The sequence below is a fragment of the Flavobacterium dankookense genome (assembly GCF_004362665.1).
Taxonomy (GTDB): domain Bacteria; phylum Bacteroidota; class Bacteroidia; order Flavobacteriales; family Flavobacteriaceae; genus Flavobacterium; species Flavobacterium dankookense.
The window spans coordinates 70,480-90,377 of record NZ_SNXR01000011.1 but is presented as its reverse complement, the minus strand read 5'-3'; the positions used below and the strand labels follow the sequence as shown (position 1 = coordinate 90,377).

Below are 19,898 nucleotides of genomic sequence, written 5' to 3'. Positions count from 1 at the left end.
TTCAAAAAACCACTATTATAATAACGAAACTAACGTTTAATTATTCTAAAGCTTCTCTGATTATTGCTTTGAGAAACAATAACATTGTAAACACCTGTTGGATAGTTTGTTCCAAATTCAATGGTTGAAACTTCGTTTGCATTTACATTTTTATCCTCAATAAGTCTTCCAACCATATCATAAACTTTAATTGAAACATTATTTCTGTCTGTTGATTGTAAACTAATTTCGAAATGATTATTAAATGGATTTGGATATGCCATGACTTCAAATAATTCTGTTGCCTTTTCTTCTTCCATCATCCTTGCAATGTTTGGTGAAGTTATTACACATGGTAACAACCCAAATGGTGACCAAGTTCCCGCTGACATAACTCTTATTCTAACACTATAATTAGTATTTGGAGCATAGATATTATATGGTAGTGCTTGTAAATCATTTAATGCAAAATAATTTTGAGGAGCATTTTTAAATATATCTTTTGGCGTTCCTAATGGATTTCCTGATGAATCTAACCTAGTTACTTCAAAATGATACATGTTTACTTGAGGAAGACTTAATGTTGCTATCGCTGTTGTTTTTGTTGGAACTACTATACCGCAATATGTTGTTAACCTTGGCACAGCCGGAGTAGTAACATTACAAGAATTACCAAAAGGGGAGAAATTAACACAATCAGTGCTCACTGCCACTTCCACAGAATAAGTTGTTCCATAGTTGAAATTAGTTAGCATTGTTAAACTAAACCAATGCAGACTTCTAGTTATCGTTTGCACTTGTCCAGTTGTTAAATCAGTTACTTTAAACCTATAGCATTGAACACGTGGCAAACTTGTTGTTGCTATTAAAGTGCTAAGACTAGTTAAAGTTGCTCCACATTGTGATGGGTTAACTTGCGCTTGTCCTGTTGGTAAAACGACATTTGGTGTAGAAATTAAACACGGTGCGCTAAATGCATTAGACCAAGCTCCGCCAATAAATATCTTTACTCTAACTGAGTAAGTTGTTGCATAATGAAATGACGGTAAACTTGTCAAGCTAAAATTAGGTGAGCCACCTGTAACATACGTTTGAACAATTGGTGCTACTGGGCTTGAACCAACATCTGTAACTTCAAAAAGATAATTTGCACCAGATCCAACTCCAACTGCATTGATAATTGAACCAATATTAGTTAATGTAGTTCCGCATAATGCTGGATTTATTGGTGTAGTTGGTCCGCATGGTGTTACAACTATTGTCATTGTTGCTGTAGTAGCACACAAGAAACTATTTGGAAAAAACGTATAAGTAGTTGTTTGTGTGTTATCTAATGCTGGTGACCAAAAACCTATTATACCATTTAGCGCTGTCGTTGGTAGTGGTGCAAGAGTTGCTCCTGCACAAATTGGTGCTACTTGGTTAAACAATGGCAGTGGTGTAATTGTTGGGTCATTATCATCACAGTCAATACCATTAGTTACATAACCTGTTGGTGGTGTAGTAGCATTAACGGCACATACCATTACTTGAAAAAAGTTACCATAACCATCACCATCATTGTCTGGATAAAATAAATATCTTGTGTTTATAGCAGCATTACTATCATCACAATCATCATTATTAATTGAAAATCCCGTTGGAGCAGTAAACTCATCAACAGAACAAACTCTTACAGAAACCAAATCACCAAACCCATCTCCATCATTATCAGGATAAAATGTAAATTGTTCATTAATCGCTGGATTATTATCATCACAATCGTTAAAATCTGTTGCGTAACCAGGAGGAGGAATAGCAGAATCTTCAGAACATTTCATCTCCAAAATAGCACCACCAAATCCATCAGCATCAGCATCTACATAAAAAGGAAATAGTTGATAAGCTAGTATATTATTATCATCACAATCAGTATTATTAGAAACATATCCAAAAGGTTGATCACAAGATAATACTGAATTATTTATATCTCCAAAAGTATCATTATCTGTGTCAGCATACCAAGTAGTTGCTGTGTTAACTACTATTGTCATGGCATATTCAGTAGCACATTGACCTGCATTAGGAGTAAATGTATAAGTAGTAGTTTGTGTATTATCAAGTGCTGGTGACCAAGTTCCTGTTATTCCATTTATTGAAGTTGATGGTAAAGGTGGTAAAACATCTGATGAACATATTGAACCAATATCAGTAAAAGTTGGTGTTACTAGAAATGCTGATGATAGTGTAGCAAATCCGCTTAATAAAAAAGCACCTGTTTCAGTATAAACAGGTGTAAAAGCAATCTTAGTTACTACTCTTATTTTCCAATCCCCAACCATAGGATTAGTAAAATCATTATTAATTGGTTGTGATAAATAATATGGTGTTAATGGAGGGTTTATATTTATTATTGATAAATCTGGTCGTATTATTTCAAGAGAAACTAAATTATTATCATGCGCAATAGAAAAGTTAATATTCAGATTATCAAATCCGCTAACTACTGTAATTGTTTTTTCATAAACACACAATCCAGGCGGTGCTCCACCTTGAAGTGCACCACTGTTATTTATCCATCGAGCATTTGTTGCTACAACTGGAGTTGCTTCTGATGGTGCTAAAAGTGTTTCAATTCCTAGTGCATAACCTCCAAACCCTACCGGATCATTAACTAATAACCAGTTAATATCAACGTTAAATTGAGGAAAAAAATAATTATCAGTATCTATTCCTGTGCTAATATTGATTTGGTTTGTAATTAGATTTATTATAATCTCTTTTGTTATTGTGCTTGCACATTGACCAGTATTTGGAGTAAAAGTATAAGTCGTTGTTTGAGTGTTATTAAATGCAGGTGACCATGTTCCTATAATTCCATTTAATGATGTTGTTGGTAACGGCGAGAGAGAACCACTTGTACAAATTGGTGCTATCTCGGCAAAAGTTGGTGTTATAATAGTGGGGCAAGAACAATCAATTGTATAACTAGCTGTTGCATCTTTATACCAATTTGAATTTGATGTTGCTAAAGTAATATCATCAACCAATATACAAGTTAGCAAAGGACTATTGGTAGTTAATAAAACACTTAAATTTGATAAACCTCTTACATCTAAAACTGAAAATGCATTATCACCACATTGCAACTGATTTAAAGTCGATAATCCACTCAAATCTAATGCTGATAATTGATTTATAGAACAGATCAACAATTGGATGCTACTAAGACTTGAAACATCTAAAGTTGTTAATTGATTTATAGCGCAACTCAAAACTGTCAAATTTGATAATCCGCTAATATTTAATGAAGTTAAATTATTATTTACACAAACTAAATATTCTAAATTTGATAAACTACTTGCATCTAAAGATGTTATAAAATTATTTTCGCATTCTAACCTTTTTAAACTCAAAAGGTTTGTTAAATTGATTGTTGTTAATTGATTGTTACTAACCCTTAAATTTTCTAAACTTGATAATCCAGACAAATTAATTTGATTAATTTGATTACCATCAGAATACAACGTTTGTAAACTTGACATTCCACTTAAATTTAGCACTGAAATAGTATTATTAGAACAATCCAACACCTGTAGACCTATGAAGTCTTGAATACCTGACAAATCTGAAATATTTCTGAATGATACAGATAAACTAGTAATATTATCTATACTTGCTGTTAAAACTTGTTGATCTATAACGTCATCTAATGTCAAATCTATCAAAGCTTGTTCAAAGTTTACATCAGGAATAGCAGTGAATTGTCCCATACTACTCTGAATTCCCATAATGAAAATTAAATAAAATAATAGTTTTTTCTTCATAATTGCTTTTTTAAATTAGTAAAATAGTATTTGTTTTTGTGTCGGTGTTTGATGTTCCAAAGGTCACTAGTAATGATGTTACTTTTTATGGTGTTTTAACTAAAAATGACACCGTTGATTAACGGTATTTTATCTACATCTTTTATATCCTTAATAAATAAAACTCCCAAACAAAAGTTTGGGAGTTCTAAAAATTACTTAAAAAAACTGATAATTAGCGTTTAATTATTCTAAAGCTTCTCTGATTATTGTTTTGTGAAACAATAACATTATAAACTCCTGTTGGATAATTTGTACCAAATTCAATGGTTGAAACTTCGTTTGCATTTACATTTTTATCATCAATAAGTCTTCCAATCATATCATAAACTTTAATTGAAACATTATTGCTGTTTGTTGATTGTAAACTAATTTCGAAATGATTGTTAAATGGATTTGGATATGCAACTAAATCAAATAATTCAATAGCTTTTTCTGGTTTATTTGACCTAAGCATAGCAGGTGAAGTTATAAAACAAGGATTTCCAAATGGCGACCAAGTTCCTGAAGTCATGAGAGCAACTCTTACACTATAAGTTGTATTTGGTGCGTAATTACTAATGTCATTTAAGGTAAATTTGTTGCTTGATTTATCAACGATTGATGTTGAAAGAACGACTAAACCTGTTGCATCATATCTTGTAACTTCAAAACGATAGTTCGTTACTTTTGATAAACTAGTAGTAGTGATTAAAGTTGACTTTGTTGGAACTATTGTTCCACAGTGTGATGTCAACATTGGGACAATTGGAGTTGTTATCAAACATGGCGCACCAAATACTGGATTTGTTGGAAATGTTGCTGATGTTCTCACCGCTACATCAATACTATAAGTGGTTCCATAATTATAAGATGTTAACATCGTTAAAGAAAACCAATGCAAAGTTCTGTCTAATGTTTCAACAGCACCTGTAATTGTATTGGTTACTCTAAAGCGGTAACCAACAACTCCTGGTAAACTTGTAGTAGTCAACAAAGTACTTAAACTCGGTAATGTTTGTCCACAATATGCTTGAAGTTGTGTTGAACCAACTCCGCCAGAAGGAGATGAAACTGCTGGAGTAGAGAATGAACAAGCTGGACCATAATAACCTAACCAAGAATTGGTACTGGTTTTTCTTAACATAACTCGTATAGAATAAGTAGTTGAATAATTATAATTACTTAATTCTGTTAAACTAAAGTAATGAGTTGTTTTATCAATAGTTTGAACAGGATTAGAATTAGTTAAATCCGTAATTTCAAAGCGATAGCCATTTATTCCTGCCGTACTAACTGTAGAGATGAGTGAACCAATACTTGATAATGTTGCTCCACAATTTTGCATAACAGTAGTTATTTGAAAACCTTCATCTAATTGACCATCACAATTATTATCAATACCGTCATATAATGCTTCTGTTAAACCAGGATTAGCTAATGCTGAGTTATCATTACAATCGGTATTATCTAAAACATATCCAGTTGTAGGGATATTTACAGTTGTTCCTGAAGGATTTCCATAACCATCACCATCATTATCGGCATAATAAGTTGCTCCAGTAACCAATATAGTTGCAAAAGCAGGATTGTTAGGACAAGATGAACCGATGTCTCTCAACTCATAATACACGATATAAACACCAGGCGGTGTTCCTGCTGGAACTATAATTTCACCAGAACTGGTAACCGTAAATGGCATACCAGATGTATTTATTAAAACTACACTAGTGTAGGCATTAAGAAAGCCATCATTCATTAATACACTTGGAGAAACTCCTCCCATTACACCATCAATTGCTGTATCTGTAAAAACATCATCATTAGGGAAATAAGGTTTGTCAAAATAGACGTTTATTGAAGCCACGTTTGATTCAATACCAGCCATGTCTTTAACAGTATAGTATATGGTGATACTTCCTATTAATGCTATATCTGAGGTAACATCACCAAAAGCATTAACGGAGAACGTTGCACCACTTATCATTGTACTAGTTTGTTGTCCAGGTGTTGATGGATCTAAATCTACTGTAGAAGCATCAACTGGATTACTACTAGCATCATAATCATTGGCAACAACATTGTAATTTAAAAGGCCATACGATGCTCCGCCAAAAACATTTGGACAAACAATTGGAAGATCAGGATTAGCTGTTGGTGGTGTTCCACCTGTTACCACTATAGTAGCTTGGCTCATTCGTCCTGGGCAATATGCTGTAGCAGATTCTGCAAGTTTTACTTCATAATAAAAGGTATAAACTCCTGATGGAGTTCCTGCTGGTATGGTGATATAGCCTGTTGAACTAATAGTAAATGTTGATCCTAGATTATAAAAATTATCTTGTGCTGTTAATGGAATCATTGAACTTCCAGCAACTAAATCATTATCTAAAACACTCGAAGTTACTCCGCCAGTTGCGCTATTAATTGGCGTTGACGAAAAATCATCGTTGGTTACTAATACATTTGGTTGAAAATATAGACTAACATTTGCTATGTTTGATAACTGACCATTACTGTCTTTAACTGTATAGAATAATCCGTAGTTCCCCAGGCCTGGTTGATTTGTGCTCAGAACTCCACTGCTATCAACTGAAAAGGTTACACTATTTACTGTAATACTAGTATCTTGCACTGGAGTGCTTGGGTCTAAATCTACTGTTGATGCATCAACTGGATTACTAACAGCATCTAAATCATTAACTGTTAAAGGATAACCAATTAAATTCCCTGGTTGAGAACAAACGATTATTCCATCAAAATTTGCCGTTGGTGGTGAGCTTGCTGCAACATAACTTGTTGCTGCGTCTTTATACCACGAAGTATTAGCATTGGCTGCCGCAACATCGTCAACAAAAATTGTAGCCAAGCTAGGGTTATTTCTACTATCAAAATAAGCAAGACTACTTGCGCCAACTAAATTTAGAGACGTTAACTGATTATCACTACAATCAAAATAAGTTAATGAAGAAATGCTGCTTATACTCAATGAACTTGAAACACTATTGCTACTGTTTGTGCGCCAAACAATACCTGATCCACCCAACAAATTATTGCTTGCATCTAAATAAGAAACTGGCGAACCTGTTAAAATTAAACTCGTTAATAGATTGTTACTACACTCTAGATGAGTTAAACTTGGTAAATTACTTGCGTTCAATGTTGCGAGTTGTCCTGAATTACAGTGCACCGTTTCAAGATTTATAAGGTCTACTAATCGTAAACTAGTTAAATTAGGATTGTTTGAAATATACAATTGTTTCAAACTACTTAGATCTCCTGAAACGTAAGGAAAATTTGTAAATTGATTCCATGATATATTTAAATTTTCTAAAATAGGTGCATAAAAAATTCTTAAATCATTCAGTTGATTGTGAACTCCTTGAATCGATTTCAAACTTGGTAAGTCAAAAACTGAGGTAGTAATTACATTGTTGTATGAAAATTCAACGCTTTCTAATAATGGATTTCTGTCGAAGTCAAAAGTTGTTAAAAGATTTTGATAGACATCTATACTTTTCAAATTAGGACACTGCGTCATCCTAAAAAATGTTAGCGAATTATTATAAATACTAACCACTTCAATATTTGGATGTAGATTAATATCAATATAACCTATTTGGTTGTAGCCCAAATTTAAAACCTTCAAATTCTGCAATGACCAAAGGATATCGTTCATAGAAGTAAGTGAGTTATGGTCTATATTCAAATCTTCTATGTTGGTGAAATATTCTAAACCTGTTGCATCGCTTATACTTGCTGCGCCAATATGCAAATAATATACATTCAACGCCTCGGTATCTTCTATTTCGTTGTTGCCATTAGCATCAATCACCAGCGGATTTCCTGCGCTATCTTTGGCAGTATAGCTAGTAGTCGAAGTACCTATTAGAACACTCTTAAAGTTGGCGTCGGGAAACGTAATAATTGTTGCTTGCATCTGAATGCAAAACAACAAACCCAGTACTAAAATAATTTTCTTCATAATTGCTTTGTTTAATTAGTAAAATAGTATTTGTTTTTTGTATTTGTTTTGATTCGCTATCACAAAGGTCTGTGATGTCGTTGGTTCTTTTTATGGTGTTTAAACTATAAATGACACCGTTGTTTAACGGTATTTACATGTCTAAAATCATAAGCAGGTGTAACGGCTATCACCGTTTTCGTGTCTAGCTTATTTATTGGCTCGGTTACATAGAAACAGCTGTTATCACTTTTCCTATAAATGCTATCAAGAGGGTTACAGGTTTCTAGGGTTATTATTTCTTTGCCAATGTTTTCTTAGAGGTTTCTACAAATTGAAGACAATGCTACCGTCTATTTTTGGGTTCTCATAGTTAACATGATACTTTCCTTTTAGGTCTGTTTTTCCAACTTGACTGACACCACCATGGTTGCAAGTTGATTTGCAGTTATTTCTTTTAACAACTACCCCAACTCACGGAATTGCACCATTAGCTACCCACTCGCTATCGCTTTCTATTAAAAAGCAACATAGTGCTAGGATAATCTTGATTGTTTTCATTTGATTTTTCATGATTACTATTTAATCTTTATTTCGTCTATTATTTTTTTTAATAAATCAGTTGCTTAATTCAACAAATATTAACATTTGAAAAACGCAAAAAATCCCTTAATAAAGGGAGAAAAAAAATTTGTTTTGAATTAAAATTTAAGAATTAAAAATCATCAAGATCAATTCGTAATTTTTAATTTTTTATGTTTTTGTAGTAAAAGGCTATGGCTTCACCAAGGGATGAAATGTGGAGTTTTTCGTAGATGTGCTTTGCATGGGTGTTTATGGTGGCATAGCTAACGCCGAGTTTATCAGCTACCATTTTATAAGATAGTCCTTCGGATAGAAGTGCTAGTACCTTATTTTCTTTTGTCGAAAGCGGATTATCTATTTCTTTTGGAATGAAGTAGTCTAATACTTTTTGAGCAATGGCAGGATTCATAGCAGCTCCACCTTGGCTTACTTCTTCTATGGCTTTTAGTATTCGCTGAGGTTTATCATTTTTCAGGATATAACCACTGGCTCCGTTCTTGATACAGGTAAATATTTTTTCGCTATCATCAAAGGCGGTTTGCATTAATACCTTCACTTCTGGGTGGTGTAGTTTTATTAATCGCAACCCTTCTATGCCATCTACATCGGGCATGCTGATGTCCATCAGGACTATATCTGGGTAGTAATTATCTATTTCATTCAGAACGTTAGAACAATTCATGGCTTCGCCTACAAACTTGAATTCGTCATTAAAACTCAGGAGTGCTTTTAAACTTTCCCTTCGTTCTGTACTATCGTCATATATAAAAATCCTTGTTAACATAGGACAAATATAAGGATGAATTGGTATTGTAATATACCTTAATTAAGGGATGATTGGAATGGTGGCTTTTATTGTTGCTCCATTGTTGGGCGATGAGATTATTTCTAGTTTACCGTTTAGCTCAGTTATTCTTTTATTGATGTTGGTTATTCCGTTTCCTTTTATCATGGTTGAATCAAACCCTACTCCGTCGTCAGTTATCTTTAATAAAATTTGATTATTTTCTATTGAAAGACGGATAATTACGTTAGTAGCTTTGCTATATTTTACAGCGTTGTTTATAGCTTCTTTAGTAACTAGGACTATGTTTTTTCGGGTACTAATGTCGGTTATTAGTGTGTCTAACTGAGTATTAATTTGTATTTTATAATTTATTAGTGTTGCACCAAGAATGTCGTTAGCAAAGTTTTTTATACGAGTGCTAATAGTCATAAATTCTTCTTTTCCTGGTTTCATACTCCAGATGATGTCGCCTATTTTGTCTGCAATGTTTTCGGATTGTAGTTCTATTTTTTCTAATAACTTTTGGGCTTCTTTTGGATTTTTTTCTATCAGTTTATTAGCCACAACACTGTTAATTTGAAGGCTGCTCAGCGTAGAACCAATTTCGTCGTGGAAGTCGGCAGTGATTCTGTTGCGCTGTTGTTCAAGGGCAAGTTGCTGCTCAAAGATGGTACGTTGTTTGGCTAGTCGTCTTCGATATATTATACAAAAAACTAGTCCAGCAAAACTGAAAGAAATTAACATCCAAAACCAAAATTTTTTATAAAAAGGAAAAGCTACGTTAAACTTTAGTTTTAGGATTTTAGTGCTAATATTGTTGTTGGCGTCTATTGCTCTTATATACAATCGATTGGTTCCATCAGTGAGCGATGTATTGAGTGTGTTTCCTTCAAGTGATCGCCAGTTAGTTCTACTGTTAAGCGAATATTGAAGTTTTTTAAAATGTCCAGAAAGTTCAACGCCAGCAAACTGAATGCTAATATCCGTTTGGTCTTCATTTAAATCATAAACTTCAGCAATTGGAGCTTTTTTATTTTTAATACTAAGAGCAACAATAGTTGGTCTAATCTCAAATTTTTTAAATTCAATATCGCAAGGAATTATAGAAATCCCAACATTAGTAGCGGCATAAATAGTATCATTATAGTTAATCAATTGATTAACTACATTGGAAGTCAATCCATCCGATTTGGAAAGTTTATTAATAGAATAGTGAAGCTTGGTATTAACTAATTTATATTGCAAAACATAAATTCCCGATTTGCTAGCTATCCAAATTTTGTCTTTAATAGTAATGATGTTTGTAATATTGTCTGGTAGTCCTTCTTCGTTTTTAATTACTTGAAGGGGTTTTTCGTTTAGTAGAACAACTAGGTCTCCTTTGACCGTAGCTATCCATAGAAGATTATAATCACCACTAGTAAAGACTGAAGGATCATTGTTTACAAATAGTTTTTTAAGCGGTAACTCTTTGCTTTTATTATTCTTATAATTGAGTTTAAAAATACTTTGATTAACAATATAATACAAATGAGTAGTGTCTTTTTTGGCTAATTGCAATATCCTTTTTTTAGGACTTTCAAATGGTTCAATTTTACAGGTATTGATGTTTAACTTATGTAATCCACTTATTGTCCCTAGCGCTAGTAAGCTATCATTGATTTTTAGAGCTGACTTTAACGAAAGAAAAAAATTGTTATGTGGATTAATTATTCTTCTACTTTCTTTAAAATTGATGCTATATCCTTCGTCGTGGATGGCTACTATTTTATCCTTTGATATGATAAGGTCTCTAATCCACATGGTTTTATTTTCGGAAGGAATGGATATAATTTGCTTCTTACTCTTAGAAAATTGAAAAACCTGACTTAAATAATTGCCAGCAAAAATTTCGCCTTTACTGTTAGCAGTTATCGATAGAAAATTGTCCTGTCCAATATTATTAGGATAGTTGATTTGTTTAATCTTAGAACGATTGTAATATAATAAACCTTTATCAGTCGTTCCTATCCACAGATCTTCTTTGTTGTCGAGAAAAGCAACATTGGCTGGAATGATGTTTTCTATTTTAGTCAACAATTTTAATGTTTTATTATCATACATGTATATTTTACCTGAATTGGTGATAATATTCAATTTAGTTTTAGAAAAAGTACACCACTTTATTTTTTCGTTTAGATTTAATGAATCTTTAGAGTAGGAAAAAGAGTTTGGTTTAAAATTATAAAAACGTTTAAAAAAATTATTTGAACTAAACCTATAAATACTATTATTATGTATAATTCTATAGTCAGAGTTATCTTTTTCAATAATTGATAAGCTATTCACAATTTTGTTATTCAATTTAAATAAGAAATTTTCTCTAACGATATTATCATCAATTACTTCTCCTTTTGAAAAAATTGAATAGTCTTTATTGTTAATACTAACTTTTCCAAAACATAATTCGTTGCCAACCTCTGTTACTTTTTTGTTTTTAAAAATTACATATCCATGAGTACAATAAAACTGAATGCCTCCTTTAGGCAGAATAAATATATTCAACAATAAATTACTTATTTTGTCAACATCCTTATTGTTAGTGATTGTGACAAATCTATCATTTATGGGGTCAAAATATGAAGGTGGTTGCTTGTAGCAGTTCACCCAAATAGTACCATCGTTTTCTTTAACAACTTGAAGCACATCGTTAGACGGTAACCCATCTTTCACTGTATAGTTATAAAAACATTTACCGTCAAAATGAGAAATACCATTATCAGTTGCTATCCAAAGAAAACCTTTATCGTCTTTAGTAATAGAATAAATATGATTGCTAGGTAGTCCTTCGTTTACAGTAAATGTATTGGCCAAACTATAGTTTTGCCCTTTGGAAACATTCCAAAAGAAAAATAAGAAAAACAAGAACGCTATTTGGCTTTTAGTTTTAATATGATTTTATTTAAAAATTAAAATACTTTTTAGGATGTGTTATAAATCTATCAGTAGGTTGACCAAAGTTGTTTTAATACTTACCCAAAATCAGTGGGCATCACGTACTGATTTTGGGAGTATCTCAAAAAACCACATTATAAAATCAGAACGATGAGTAAACTTGTTTATAAGAGTTGGGTTATTATTGAGATAAGCCAAAAATAGCAACACTCTTTGATTAGCAATAATCCAACTATTTTTTAATAAACCAAATATTGTTAATTTGTTCTAAATTGTAGGTAGTTAAACAACGGTATTTATACTGGGTATTTAACGGTATAAAAATACCGTCGTTTAACGGATATAAATAAGAGTAAATGACGGTATTTTTAACAAAAAACTTATCGTTTATTTGTCTTTAGAAACAAAAAAGCTAGCTATAAACGCTAAGTTTTGATTAGCCGATTATAAATTTATTTTACTTATATGTATAGTGATGATACATTCTTTATAGAACTTTGCTTCTACTCTGTCGGTTTCTTAAGCTTGGCTGGTGCTATTAGCCTTTTTCTTAATTTTTACTTTTCTTCAAAGGTGTATCGGTTCTATAGCGTTTATCTAGCTGTATTGATAGCGTTCGTTCTTGTGGTATATTATAAAAACACAGGCGATTTTCCTGCCAAGACAGAGCGAAGACGCAACATGAACTTATTGGTAGACATCTTGCAGATGGCGAGCCACTTCTTGTTCTGTGCCTTTGTCTATTTTGCAATGGTTATTGAGGACGAAAGATTTAGAAAACTTCGGGTTTATTTTAGGATATTCATTTGGTTTACGTTTGTTTATACGATAGCTGTTATTGTGTTTCCTAGGTTTATGAGTCGCGATTTTGTGGTGTTTTTAATCACTCGAATAGTGGTTATTGGGCTGTCGATAGTATTCTATATTCATTTGATAAAAAACCTAGATAGGGTATTTTTTAGGTATCTTTTCGCGGCTACTACTTTTGTGTTTATTAGTGGATTCCTTGCACTTTGGGATAGCTTTAGCACCGAAGGTAATAGTAAATATACCGGTTTCGACTATTTGTGTTATGGTTTCTTTTTAGAAAACTTGTGTTTTGTTGGGGCATTTGTTTATCGTTATTTTAAAGTAAACAAAGAAAAGAAAGAAGCCGAACAGCTCTACGAAACCCAGCTCTATGCAACTAAATATGAAATCCAACAACTAACAATGGATAACATTGGGAAAGAAATCCACGATAATATTGGTCAAAAACTAACGCTAGCCAGTATATATACTCAGCAGTTAGAACATGAAAACACCAGTGCAGATACTAAAGAAGCCATAGGCAACATTAGCGGGATTCTAAACGAAACACTCTGGGAAATGAGAGAATTAACAAAATCGTTAACCCAAAACTCTATAGCAGAGCAAATGATTTATGACTTGATAGAAAAAGAATGCGAACGGGTAGAAAAACTAAAAATCATCAAAGCTAAGTTTCTTTGTTACAATAAAAAACTTGAAATTGAAACGGAAATTAAAACAATAATTGTTAGAATTGTACAAGAATTTATTCAGAATAGCATTAAACACTCTGAGTGTGAAACGATTTCAATAGTGATGCATTCCAACAGTGGGAAAATTGTGCTAGTCCTAACCGACGACGGAAAAGGATTTGATACCGAACAAAGATATACCAACGGTATGGGATTGAAAAACATGAAGAAACGAGTAAAAATGCTTCAAGGAACATTTGTCTTAGAAAGTAAACTAAATTTTGGTACTAAAATTACCATCACACTACCAATAGAATGAAAAAAAAGATTGCCATAGTAGATGACCACGTTTTGATAGCCCAAGCCATCAAAGGAGTAATCAGTAACTTCAAAAACTTTGAAGTACTCTATGAATGTGAAAATGGCAAGGAACTTATTGATAAAATAATAAAGAAAAACCAATTGCCAGACATTGTTTTGCTTGACATCAGCATGCCGATAATGAATGGTTTTGACACTGCAAAATGGCTTCAAGAAAATCATCCTGATATTATGGTAGTTGTTCTTAGTATGCAAACAGATGAAGAAAGTGTCAACAAAATGATAAAATATGGCGCAAAGAGTTATTTATTAAAAAACTCACATCCAAGAGACCTAGAAATAGCACTGAATACTATGATAGAAAACGGCTATTACTATCCAGATTGGGCATCTCGACTAATTTTTTCGGCAATAAACAAAACTAACGGGAAGTTAGCTAACAAACTATCCGAAAGAGAAAAAGAATTTCTTCGCTATTGCATCACAGAGATGAGCTATAAGGAAATAGCCGAACTAATGCATTGTAGTCCCCGAACAGTAGAAAGCTATCGCGATAATTTATTTGAAAAACTAGATTTAAAAAGTCGTGTTGGATTAGCAGTGTATGCTATCAAAAACGGCTTTGAATAACAAAAGCTGCTTACTAGTCCTCAAACTCACTCATTTCTTTATCATAAAACTCTCCAGCAAGCGTAATTAAATGCTCCATTTCGCTTTCGAGTTCAGTTTCGTCTTCTCCTTCAAGGTCTTCAAGAAATTCTACCTCATCGTCTTTTAAGTTGATTATAAAACGTGGAAAATCAAGGTGAATAATAAAAATATCTTCTGGAAAATCAGAATTATCAGCGAGTACAAATTTTGGTAATTGCATTATTTTTTAATGTTTAAAGTTTAGTGATTAATGATTAATAGTCAGTGAATTATGGCAAATGATTACTAATTTATTGATAATCATTAGTAAACATTAAAAATTAATCATTAAACGGTATCAATAAGTTTTTTAGTTAAATAATTAAAGCGAAGATACAAAAATATTGCGGCTACTGTTAATCCTGCTAATAAACCTATCCAAACACCAACGGCACCTAAATCGGTTTTTAACCCTAAATAATACGAAATAGGAAAACCAAAAATCCAATATGCTACAAAAGTAATATACATCGGGATTTTAACGTCTTGCAAACCTCGTAAAGCGCCAAGAACTACAACCTGAATTCCATCTGAAATCTGAAAAATAGCTGCAACCAAAAGCAATTTGGCAGCAATACTAATCACTTCGTTATTGTCTAACAATTGGGATTGATTTTCCATATTTAAAAATAAATGTGGCAAAATAGTATGAAAAGCAACAAACAATAAAGCAAAAATTATTTCGATTATAATAGCTAATAAAAATATCGAACGCGCAACGATTATAAGCTGTTTATAATCGTTTAAACCTTTTTGGTTACTAATCCTAATCATAGAAACCACGCTCAATCCCATAGCAAACATAAACGTCAACGAAGCCAAACTCAACGCAATTTGATTAGCAGCTTGACTTGTTTTTCCAATGCTTCCGCAAAGCCAAATTGCTGCGGTAAATAAAACCACTTCAAACAACATTTGCATCGCCGATGGCAAACCTAGATTAACAATCTTTTTAATGGTTGATTTTTGTATTTCGGCAAAACTAAATCCATGAAAATAGTGTTTCAGTTTTTCTTTTCGAGACAAAATTACATGCATAAAAACAACCATCGCAATACGTGAAATAACCGTTCCAAGTGCTGCGCCAACTATTCCCATTTTTGGAAAAATCCAAATTCCATAAATCAGTAAATAATTAATGAAAACGTGCAAAACATTCGCCATAATAATAGCATACATCGAATATTTAGTCATCGACAAACCATCGGCAAATTGTTTATAACCTTGATACATAACCAACGGAATTAATGAAAAAGCAACCCAATCCAAAAAAGGTTTTGCCAGTTCAATAACTTCTTTAGGTTGTTGTAGCAATTCCATTATCGGCTTTGCCAAAACAACCAAACCAAACAGTAAAATCCCTAAAACCGTACACAAAAACAATCCGTTATGAAAAGCCGAGCGAATTTTAGAAGTATTTCCTTCGGCATCAGCTTCGGCAATAATTGGTGTAATTGCAGTAGAAAAACCAATTCCTATCGACATCGCAACAAAAATCAAACTGTTTCCCAACGAAACTGCAGCCAATTCGGTTGAACCTAATTTTCCAACCATAATATTGTCAACAATACCTATGAGTGTATGACCAACCATTCCTAAAACAACAGGATAAGCCAGTTTTATGTTGTAAGCAAACTCTTTTGTGTATTGGGAAAAATTCATTGCAATTTTGATTTTTCAAATTGGATGCAAAAATAGGACAATGAAACAAATAAAATAGCTATAAACATTTCTTAAAATAAATATTTTCATAAATTTGATAACTAATCCAATAAAAAATAAAATATGAAAAAAATTCTACTCTCAATTGCAATAGCATTTTCATTAAATACCAATGCACAAAATATTTTTAAAGATGATTTTAGCACTTACACCACAGGTGTTCAGTTGAGTGGTCAAGGCTCATGGACTAATAATTCATCCAATGGCGGTTCAGGTCCATGCACTGGAGCTATATGTTCAAATGCCCAAGTGGTTCAACAAAATATCGGTTATACAGGTTATGGAACTTCATCAAAAGCTTTTAGTTTAACCCCAGATACTGATGGATGTGGTAGATTATTCGGAACTACCGTTACTTCAGGAGATTTATATGTTGGTATGGTTATCAATATAACAAATGCACAAACATCGCCACAAGATTTTTTTAGAGTACAAAACGGCAGTTTCATAACAACTACTTTTAGAGTACTTGTTCAACCTACAAGCGGAAGTACATACAGTATCGGAATTAGAAAAGGTGATACTTCAAATCCTACTGTTTACACATCTAATTCATATAACTATGGAACTGATTATTTATTAATCTTCAAATACACTCAAGGTTCAGGAGCTAATGATGATACTGTTTCGCTGTATGCAAATCCAAATTATTTAGCCGGAGAAAATGGAAATAACGTTTCCGCAACAAATTTTGCAGGAAATGACCAAGCTGGTGGAATTGATAGATTAGTTTTTAGACAAAATGCTGGTCCAGCTGGAATGCCAACAGGTAAAGTTGGTCTGGTTAGTGTTGCAAGAACATGGGAGGAATTAACTTTCACATTATCCAATAGTGAATTTGCAAAAAATTCGTTTATCATAACAAGCAATCAAGCCAATCAAGGAAAACTTAACATTAAATCTTCCATTGCTTTAGAAAAAGTTCGTTTGTCAATATACAACATTGACGGTAAAAACATAGAAACGAAATTAATTTCACTCAACGAAAATAATAATGATATAACGATAAATCCAATTCAGAATAAAGGAATTTATATTGTGGAGATTTCATCTGAAAACAATCGATTTACTCAAAAAATAATTTTGAATTAACCATTTAAAAAAAATGCGCTAAAGATTTTAGCGCATTTTTTTTATCCTTTCAATTGGTCTTTATAAAGTTGAAGGTTATCTTTCACTTTTTGATCCAATTGAGGTTCACTAATATCCGTTAACGATTCTAATTTTTCCCAAATCGTTTTAGCAACAATATATCTCGCTACACCTTTATCATCCGCAGGAACAACATACCAAGGCGCATAATCCGTATTCGTTTTATTAATCGCTTCTTCGTAGAAGTTCATATAATCGTCCCAACGTTCGCGTTCTTTCAAATCGCCTGTCGAAAACTTCCATTGATCTTCCGGTTGTTCCAATCGTTTCAACAATCTTTTGCGCTGTTCATCCTTACTCATGTGAAAATAAAACTTCAAAATGGTCGTTCCGTTTTGCGCAATATGCTTTTCAAAATTATTGATTTGCTCCATCCTATTTTCCCAAAACTGTGGCGTTATGTCTGAAACTTTCTCAATTCCAGGCAAATTTTCAAACAAAATATATTCCGGATGCACGCGCGTCACCAAAACATTTTCATAATGCGTTCTGTTGAAAACCGCAAACTTTCCTTTCTCGGGTAATGCCAAATAATGTCGCCAAAGGTAATCGTGTTCCAACTCCGTCGAATTAGGCGTTTTAAAACTATGAACCACAACGCCACGCGGATTGAATTCCTTAAAAACCTCACGAATCAAACTATCCTTTCCACTCGTATCCATGCCTTGCAAACAAATCAAAAACGCATGACGATTGTGCGCATACATCGCATCTTGCTTGGCACTGAGTTTTTTTTGAATATCGTCCAAAGCCGTTTCTTCTTCTTTTTTCGATGTTTCAATCGACAATTCTGTTGGTGTTTTAGACAAGTCAAGTTTGCCTTTTACTCTAAAATCTTCTGGATTAATTGAATGCATAAGTATCTTTTTATGTTAAAAATAGTATTTTTGAGGAGCTATTCCGGCTATACGTTTCAATCTTTTCTTTTTCTGAAGAAAAAAAGAAAAGGATTTCCACTGCTATCCGGGCTAAACTTACCTGCTAACTTATGGAAAAATTTCAACTTTCGCTACTTTTTAAAATCATCGGCATTGGTTCTGCATCAGGATTAATCTATCAAGATGAGACGCTTTATATTATTTCAGATAATAGTTCGTATCTGTATGAATATGAAATCAAAAACACCAAACTTAATCGCCATTCCTTATCCGAAAATGCACAAGAAAACATTCCAAAAGCATTCAAACCCGATTTTGAAGCCATAACAAAACATGCCGATAGTCTTTATCTTTTTGGTTCAGGTTCTACAGAAAACCGCAACTCAATGGTGCAAGTTGACAGTAAAACCAAAGAAGTTATAAAAACCCAAGATTTAACCGATTTGTACTTAACCATGCAATCCTTCGCCAAAATTGCTCCAGAAGATTTCAACATCGAAGGCGTAATTTATAATGGCGAAAGCTGGTTTTTCTTCAATCGTGGCAATGGAAAAACAGGAAAAAATGTAGTTTTCACTGTAGAAGGAAAAAATCTAGTTAACGAATTTCAAATCATTTCTAACGAATTCAAACTCCCAAAAATCAAAGGCGTTCGCACTAGTTTTACTGATGCAATTTTAGTAGAGGACAAAATTTACTTTTTGGCTTCTGCAGAAAATTCCAATTCAACGTATGATGATGGTGAAGTTCTTGGAAGCATCATCGGACGAATTGATGTAAAGAAAATGAAAATCGATTTCACCCAAAAAATTTCCGATACTCATAAATTTGAAGGACTAACATTGTATAAAAAATCGTCCAACGAAATTGAATTTCTACTTTGCGAAGACAATGATACTGAAGTTTTGGAAGCGGATGTATATCAGTTGAAGTTAAAAATATGATTACTGAAAACTGACCACTGAAAACTTTTTTTCATTCCTTCCCAACCTTTTTGATAAAATAATACTCTTTAGTAATAAAGACATTCATTTTGATAAACGAAAACCTAATACAAGCTTGTAAAAAAATGCAGCGAGAAGCGCAGCGGCAAGTCTATGAACAGTTGTCGCCCAAGTTGTATCGAACCTGCAAACGGTATTTAAAGAAAGAGGAAGAAATTGAAGAAGTTATGGCGGATGCGTTTTATACCATATTTACCAAACTCGACCAACTAAAAGAAATTGGCGCTTTTGAAGCATGGGCAAGAAAAATAACCGTCAATCAATGCTTACTTCAATTGAAGAAAAACATCAATTTTAATCTGTATTTAGAAGATACAAAAATTCATGTTTTAGCAGAAAACACAAACGATACCAAAATGGAAGAAGAAGATTTGCTCAATCTGTTAAACCATATTCCCGAAGGTTGCAAAACGATTTTTAATCTGTTTGCCATAGAAGGTTTTGGTCACAAAGAAATAGCGCAAATGCTTAACATCTCCGAAGGAACATCAAAATCACAATTGAATGTAGCCAAAACCAAATTACAGGTTTTAGTCAACAATTTGTATTATCAAAAAGCGAAACTGAAATAAATTCA

Annotated in this window: 12 protein-coding genes; 5 read left to right on the top strand and 7 right to left on the bottom strand. The window is 32.8% G+C overall.

Going from position 1 to position 19,898, the window contains the following annotated elements; all coding sequences use genetic code 11:
- Window positions 1-29 precede the first annotated feature (29 nt).
- The 4 genes from BC748_RS01490 to BC748_RS01475 form a co-directional block, all read right to left on the bottom strand.
- Window positions 30-3,785, bottom strand: coding sequence for a T9SS type A sorting domain-containing protein (locus tag BC748_RS01490; RefSeq protein ID WP_133531693.1), 3,756 nt, complete (start codon window positions 3,783-3,785; stop codon window positions 30-32).
- A 214-nt stretch (window positions 3,786-3,999) separates the two neighbouring features.
- On the bottom strand, window positions 4,000-7,788 hold the full coding sequence (locus BC748_RS01485; protein WP_133531692.1) for a T9SS type A sorting domain-containing protein: 3,789 nt from the start codon (window positions 7,786-7,788) through the stop codon (window positions 4,000-4,002).
- 724 nt (window positions 7,789-8,512) lie between these two features.
- The gene (locus BC748_RS01480) at window positions 8,513-9,136 is read right to left on the bottom strand and encodes a response regulator (RefSeq protein ID WP_133531691.1); all 624 of its coding nucleotides are present in this window, start codon (window positions 9,134-9,136) and stop codon (window positions 8,513-8,515) included.
- A gap of 42 nt (window positions 9,137-9,178) precedes the next feature.
- Window positions 9,179-12,043, bottom strand: a complete 2,865-nt coding sequence (locus BC748_RS01475) for a sensor histidine kinase (RefSeq protein WP_133531690.1) — start codon at window positions 12,041-12,043, stop codon at window positions 9,179-9,181.
- Between the two features lie 636 nt (window positions 12,044-12,679).
- Here BC748_RS01475 and BC748_RS01470 point away from each other — a divergent pair.
- A complete protein-coding gene (locus tag BC748_RS01470) occupies window positions 12,680-13,873 on the top strand; it encodes a sensor histidine kinase (RefSeq protein WP_162846385.1) in 1,194 nt (397 codons plus the stop codon).
- A complete protein-coding gene (locus BC748_RS01465) occupies window positions 13,870-14,505 on the top strand; it encodes a response regulator transcription factor (protein ID WP_133531688.1) in 636 nt (211 codons plus the stop codon). The genes BC748_RS01470 and BC748_RS01465 overlap by 4 nt, the downstream gene beginning before the upstream one ends.
- Window positions 14,506-14,518: 13 nt before the next feature.
- Here BC748_RS01465 and BC748_RS01460 read toward each other — a convergent pair whose 3' ends face one another.
- Together BC748_RS01460 and BC748_RS01455 are read right to left on the bottom strand one after the other, a co-directional pair.
- The gene (locus BC748_RS01460) at window positions 14,519-14,746 is read right to left on the bottom strand and encodes a hypothetical protein (RefSeq protein ID WP_133531687.1); all 228 of its coding nucleotides are present in this window, start codon (window positions 14,744-14,746) and stop codon (window positions 14,519-14,521) included.
- A gap of 107 nt (window positions 14,747-14,853) precedes the next feature.
- Window positions 14,854-16,227, bottom strand: a complete 1,374-nt coding sequence (locus BC748_RS01455; protein WP_133531686.1) for an MATE family efflux transporter — start codon at window positions 16,225-16,227, stop codon at window positions 14,854-14,856.
- Between the two features lie 123 nt (window positions 16,228-16,350).
- On the opposite strand from BC748_RS01455, the gene BC748_RS01450 reads away from it, so the two are divergent.
- Window positions 16,351-17,379, top strand: a complete 1,029-nt coding sequence (locus BC748_RS01450) for a T9SS type A sorting domain-containing protein (RefSeq protein ID WP_133531685.1) — start codon at window positions 16,351-16,353, stop codon at window positions 17,377-17,379.
- Window positions 17,380-17,420: 41 nt separating this feature from the next.
- On the opposite strand, the gene BC748_RS01445 is transcribed toward BC748_RS01450, so the two are convergent.
- Window positions 17,421-18,296 (bottom strand): PPK2 family polyphosphate kinase, encoded by an 876-nt coding sequence (locus tag BC748_RS01445; protein WP_133531684.1) that lies wholly within the window; start codon window positions 18,294-18,296, stop codon window positions 17,421-17,423.
- 131 nt (window positions 18,297-18,427) lie between these two features.
- Here BC748_RS01445 and BC748_RS01440 point away from each other — a divergent pair, with 131 nt between their 5' ends.
- Both BC748_RS01440 and BC748_RS01435 read left to right on the top strand, forming a co-directional pair.
- Entirely contained in the window at window positions 18,428-19,261 is an 834-nt protein-coding gene (locus BC748_RS01440; protein WP_133531683.1) for a DUF6929 family protein, read from the top strand.
- A 125-nt stretch (window positions 19,262-19,386) separates the two neighbouring features.
- Window positions 19,387-19,893: an RNA polymerase sigma factor gene (locus BC748_RS01435; RefSeq protein WP_162846384.1), complete on the top strand. Its 507-nt coding sequence runs from the start codon at window positions 19,387-19,389 to the stop codon at window positions 19,891-19,893.
- The last annotated feature ends 5 nt before the right edge of the window (window positions 19,894-19,898 follow it).

Excerpts from the sequence above, each read along its gene's own strand:
- BC748_RS01460 (WP_133531687.1), bottom strand. The coding sequence starts at position 14,746 with ATGCAATTACCAAAATTTGTACTCGCTGATAATTCTGATTTTCCAGAA.
- BC748_RS01485 (WP_133531692.1), bottom strand. The coding sequence starts at position 7,788 with ATGAAGAAAATTATTTTAGTACTGGGTTTGTTGTTTTGCATTCAGATG.
- BC748_RS01435 (WP_162846384.1), top strand. The coding sequence starts at position 19,387 with ATGCAGCGAGAAGCGCAGCGGCAAGTCTATGAACAGTTGTCGCCCAAG.
- BC748_RS01450 (WP_133531685.1), top strand. The coding sequence starts at position 16,351 with ATGAAAAAAATTCTACTCTCAATTGCAATAGCATTTTCATTAAATACC.
- BC748_RS01455 (WP_133531686.1), bottom strand. The coding sequence starts at position 16,227 with ATGAATTTTTCCCAATACACAAAAGAGTTTGCTTACAACATAAAACTG.
- BC748_RS01440 (WP_133531683.1), top strand. The coding sequence starts at position 18,428 with ATGGAAAAATTTCAACTTTCGCTACTTTTTAAAATCATCGGCATTGGT.
- BC748_RS01465 (WP_133531688.1), top strand. The coding sequence starts at position 13,870 with ATGAAAAAAAAGATTGCCATAGTAGATGACCACGTTTTGATAGCCCAA.
- BC748_RS01480 (WP_133531691.1), bottom strand. The coding sequence starts at position 9,136 with ATGTTAACAAGGATTTTTATATATGACGATAGTACAGAACGAAGGGAA.
- BC748_RS01445 (WP_133531684.1), bottom strand. The coding sequence starts at position 18,296 with ATGCATTCAATTAATCCAGAAGATTTTAGAGTAAAAGGCAAACTTGAC.
- BC748_RS01490 (WP_133531693.1), bottom strand. The coding sequence starts at position 3,785 with ATGAAGAAAAAACTATTATTTTATTTAATTTTCATTATGGGAATTCAG.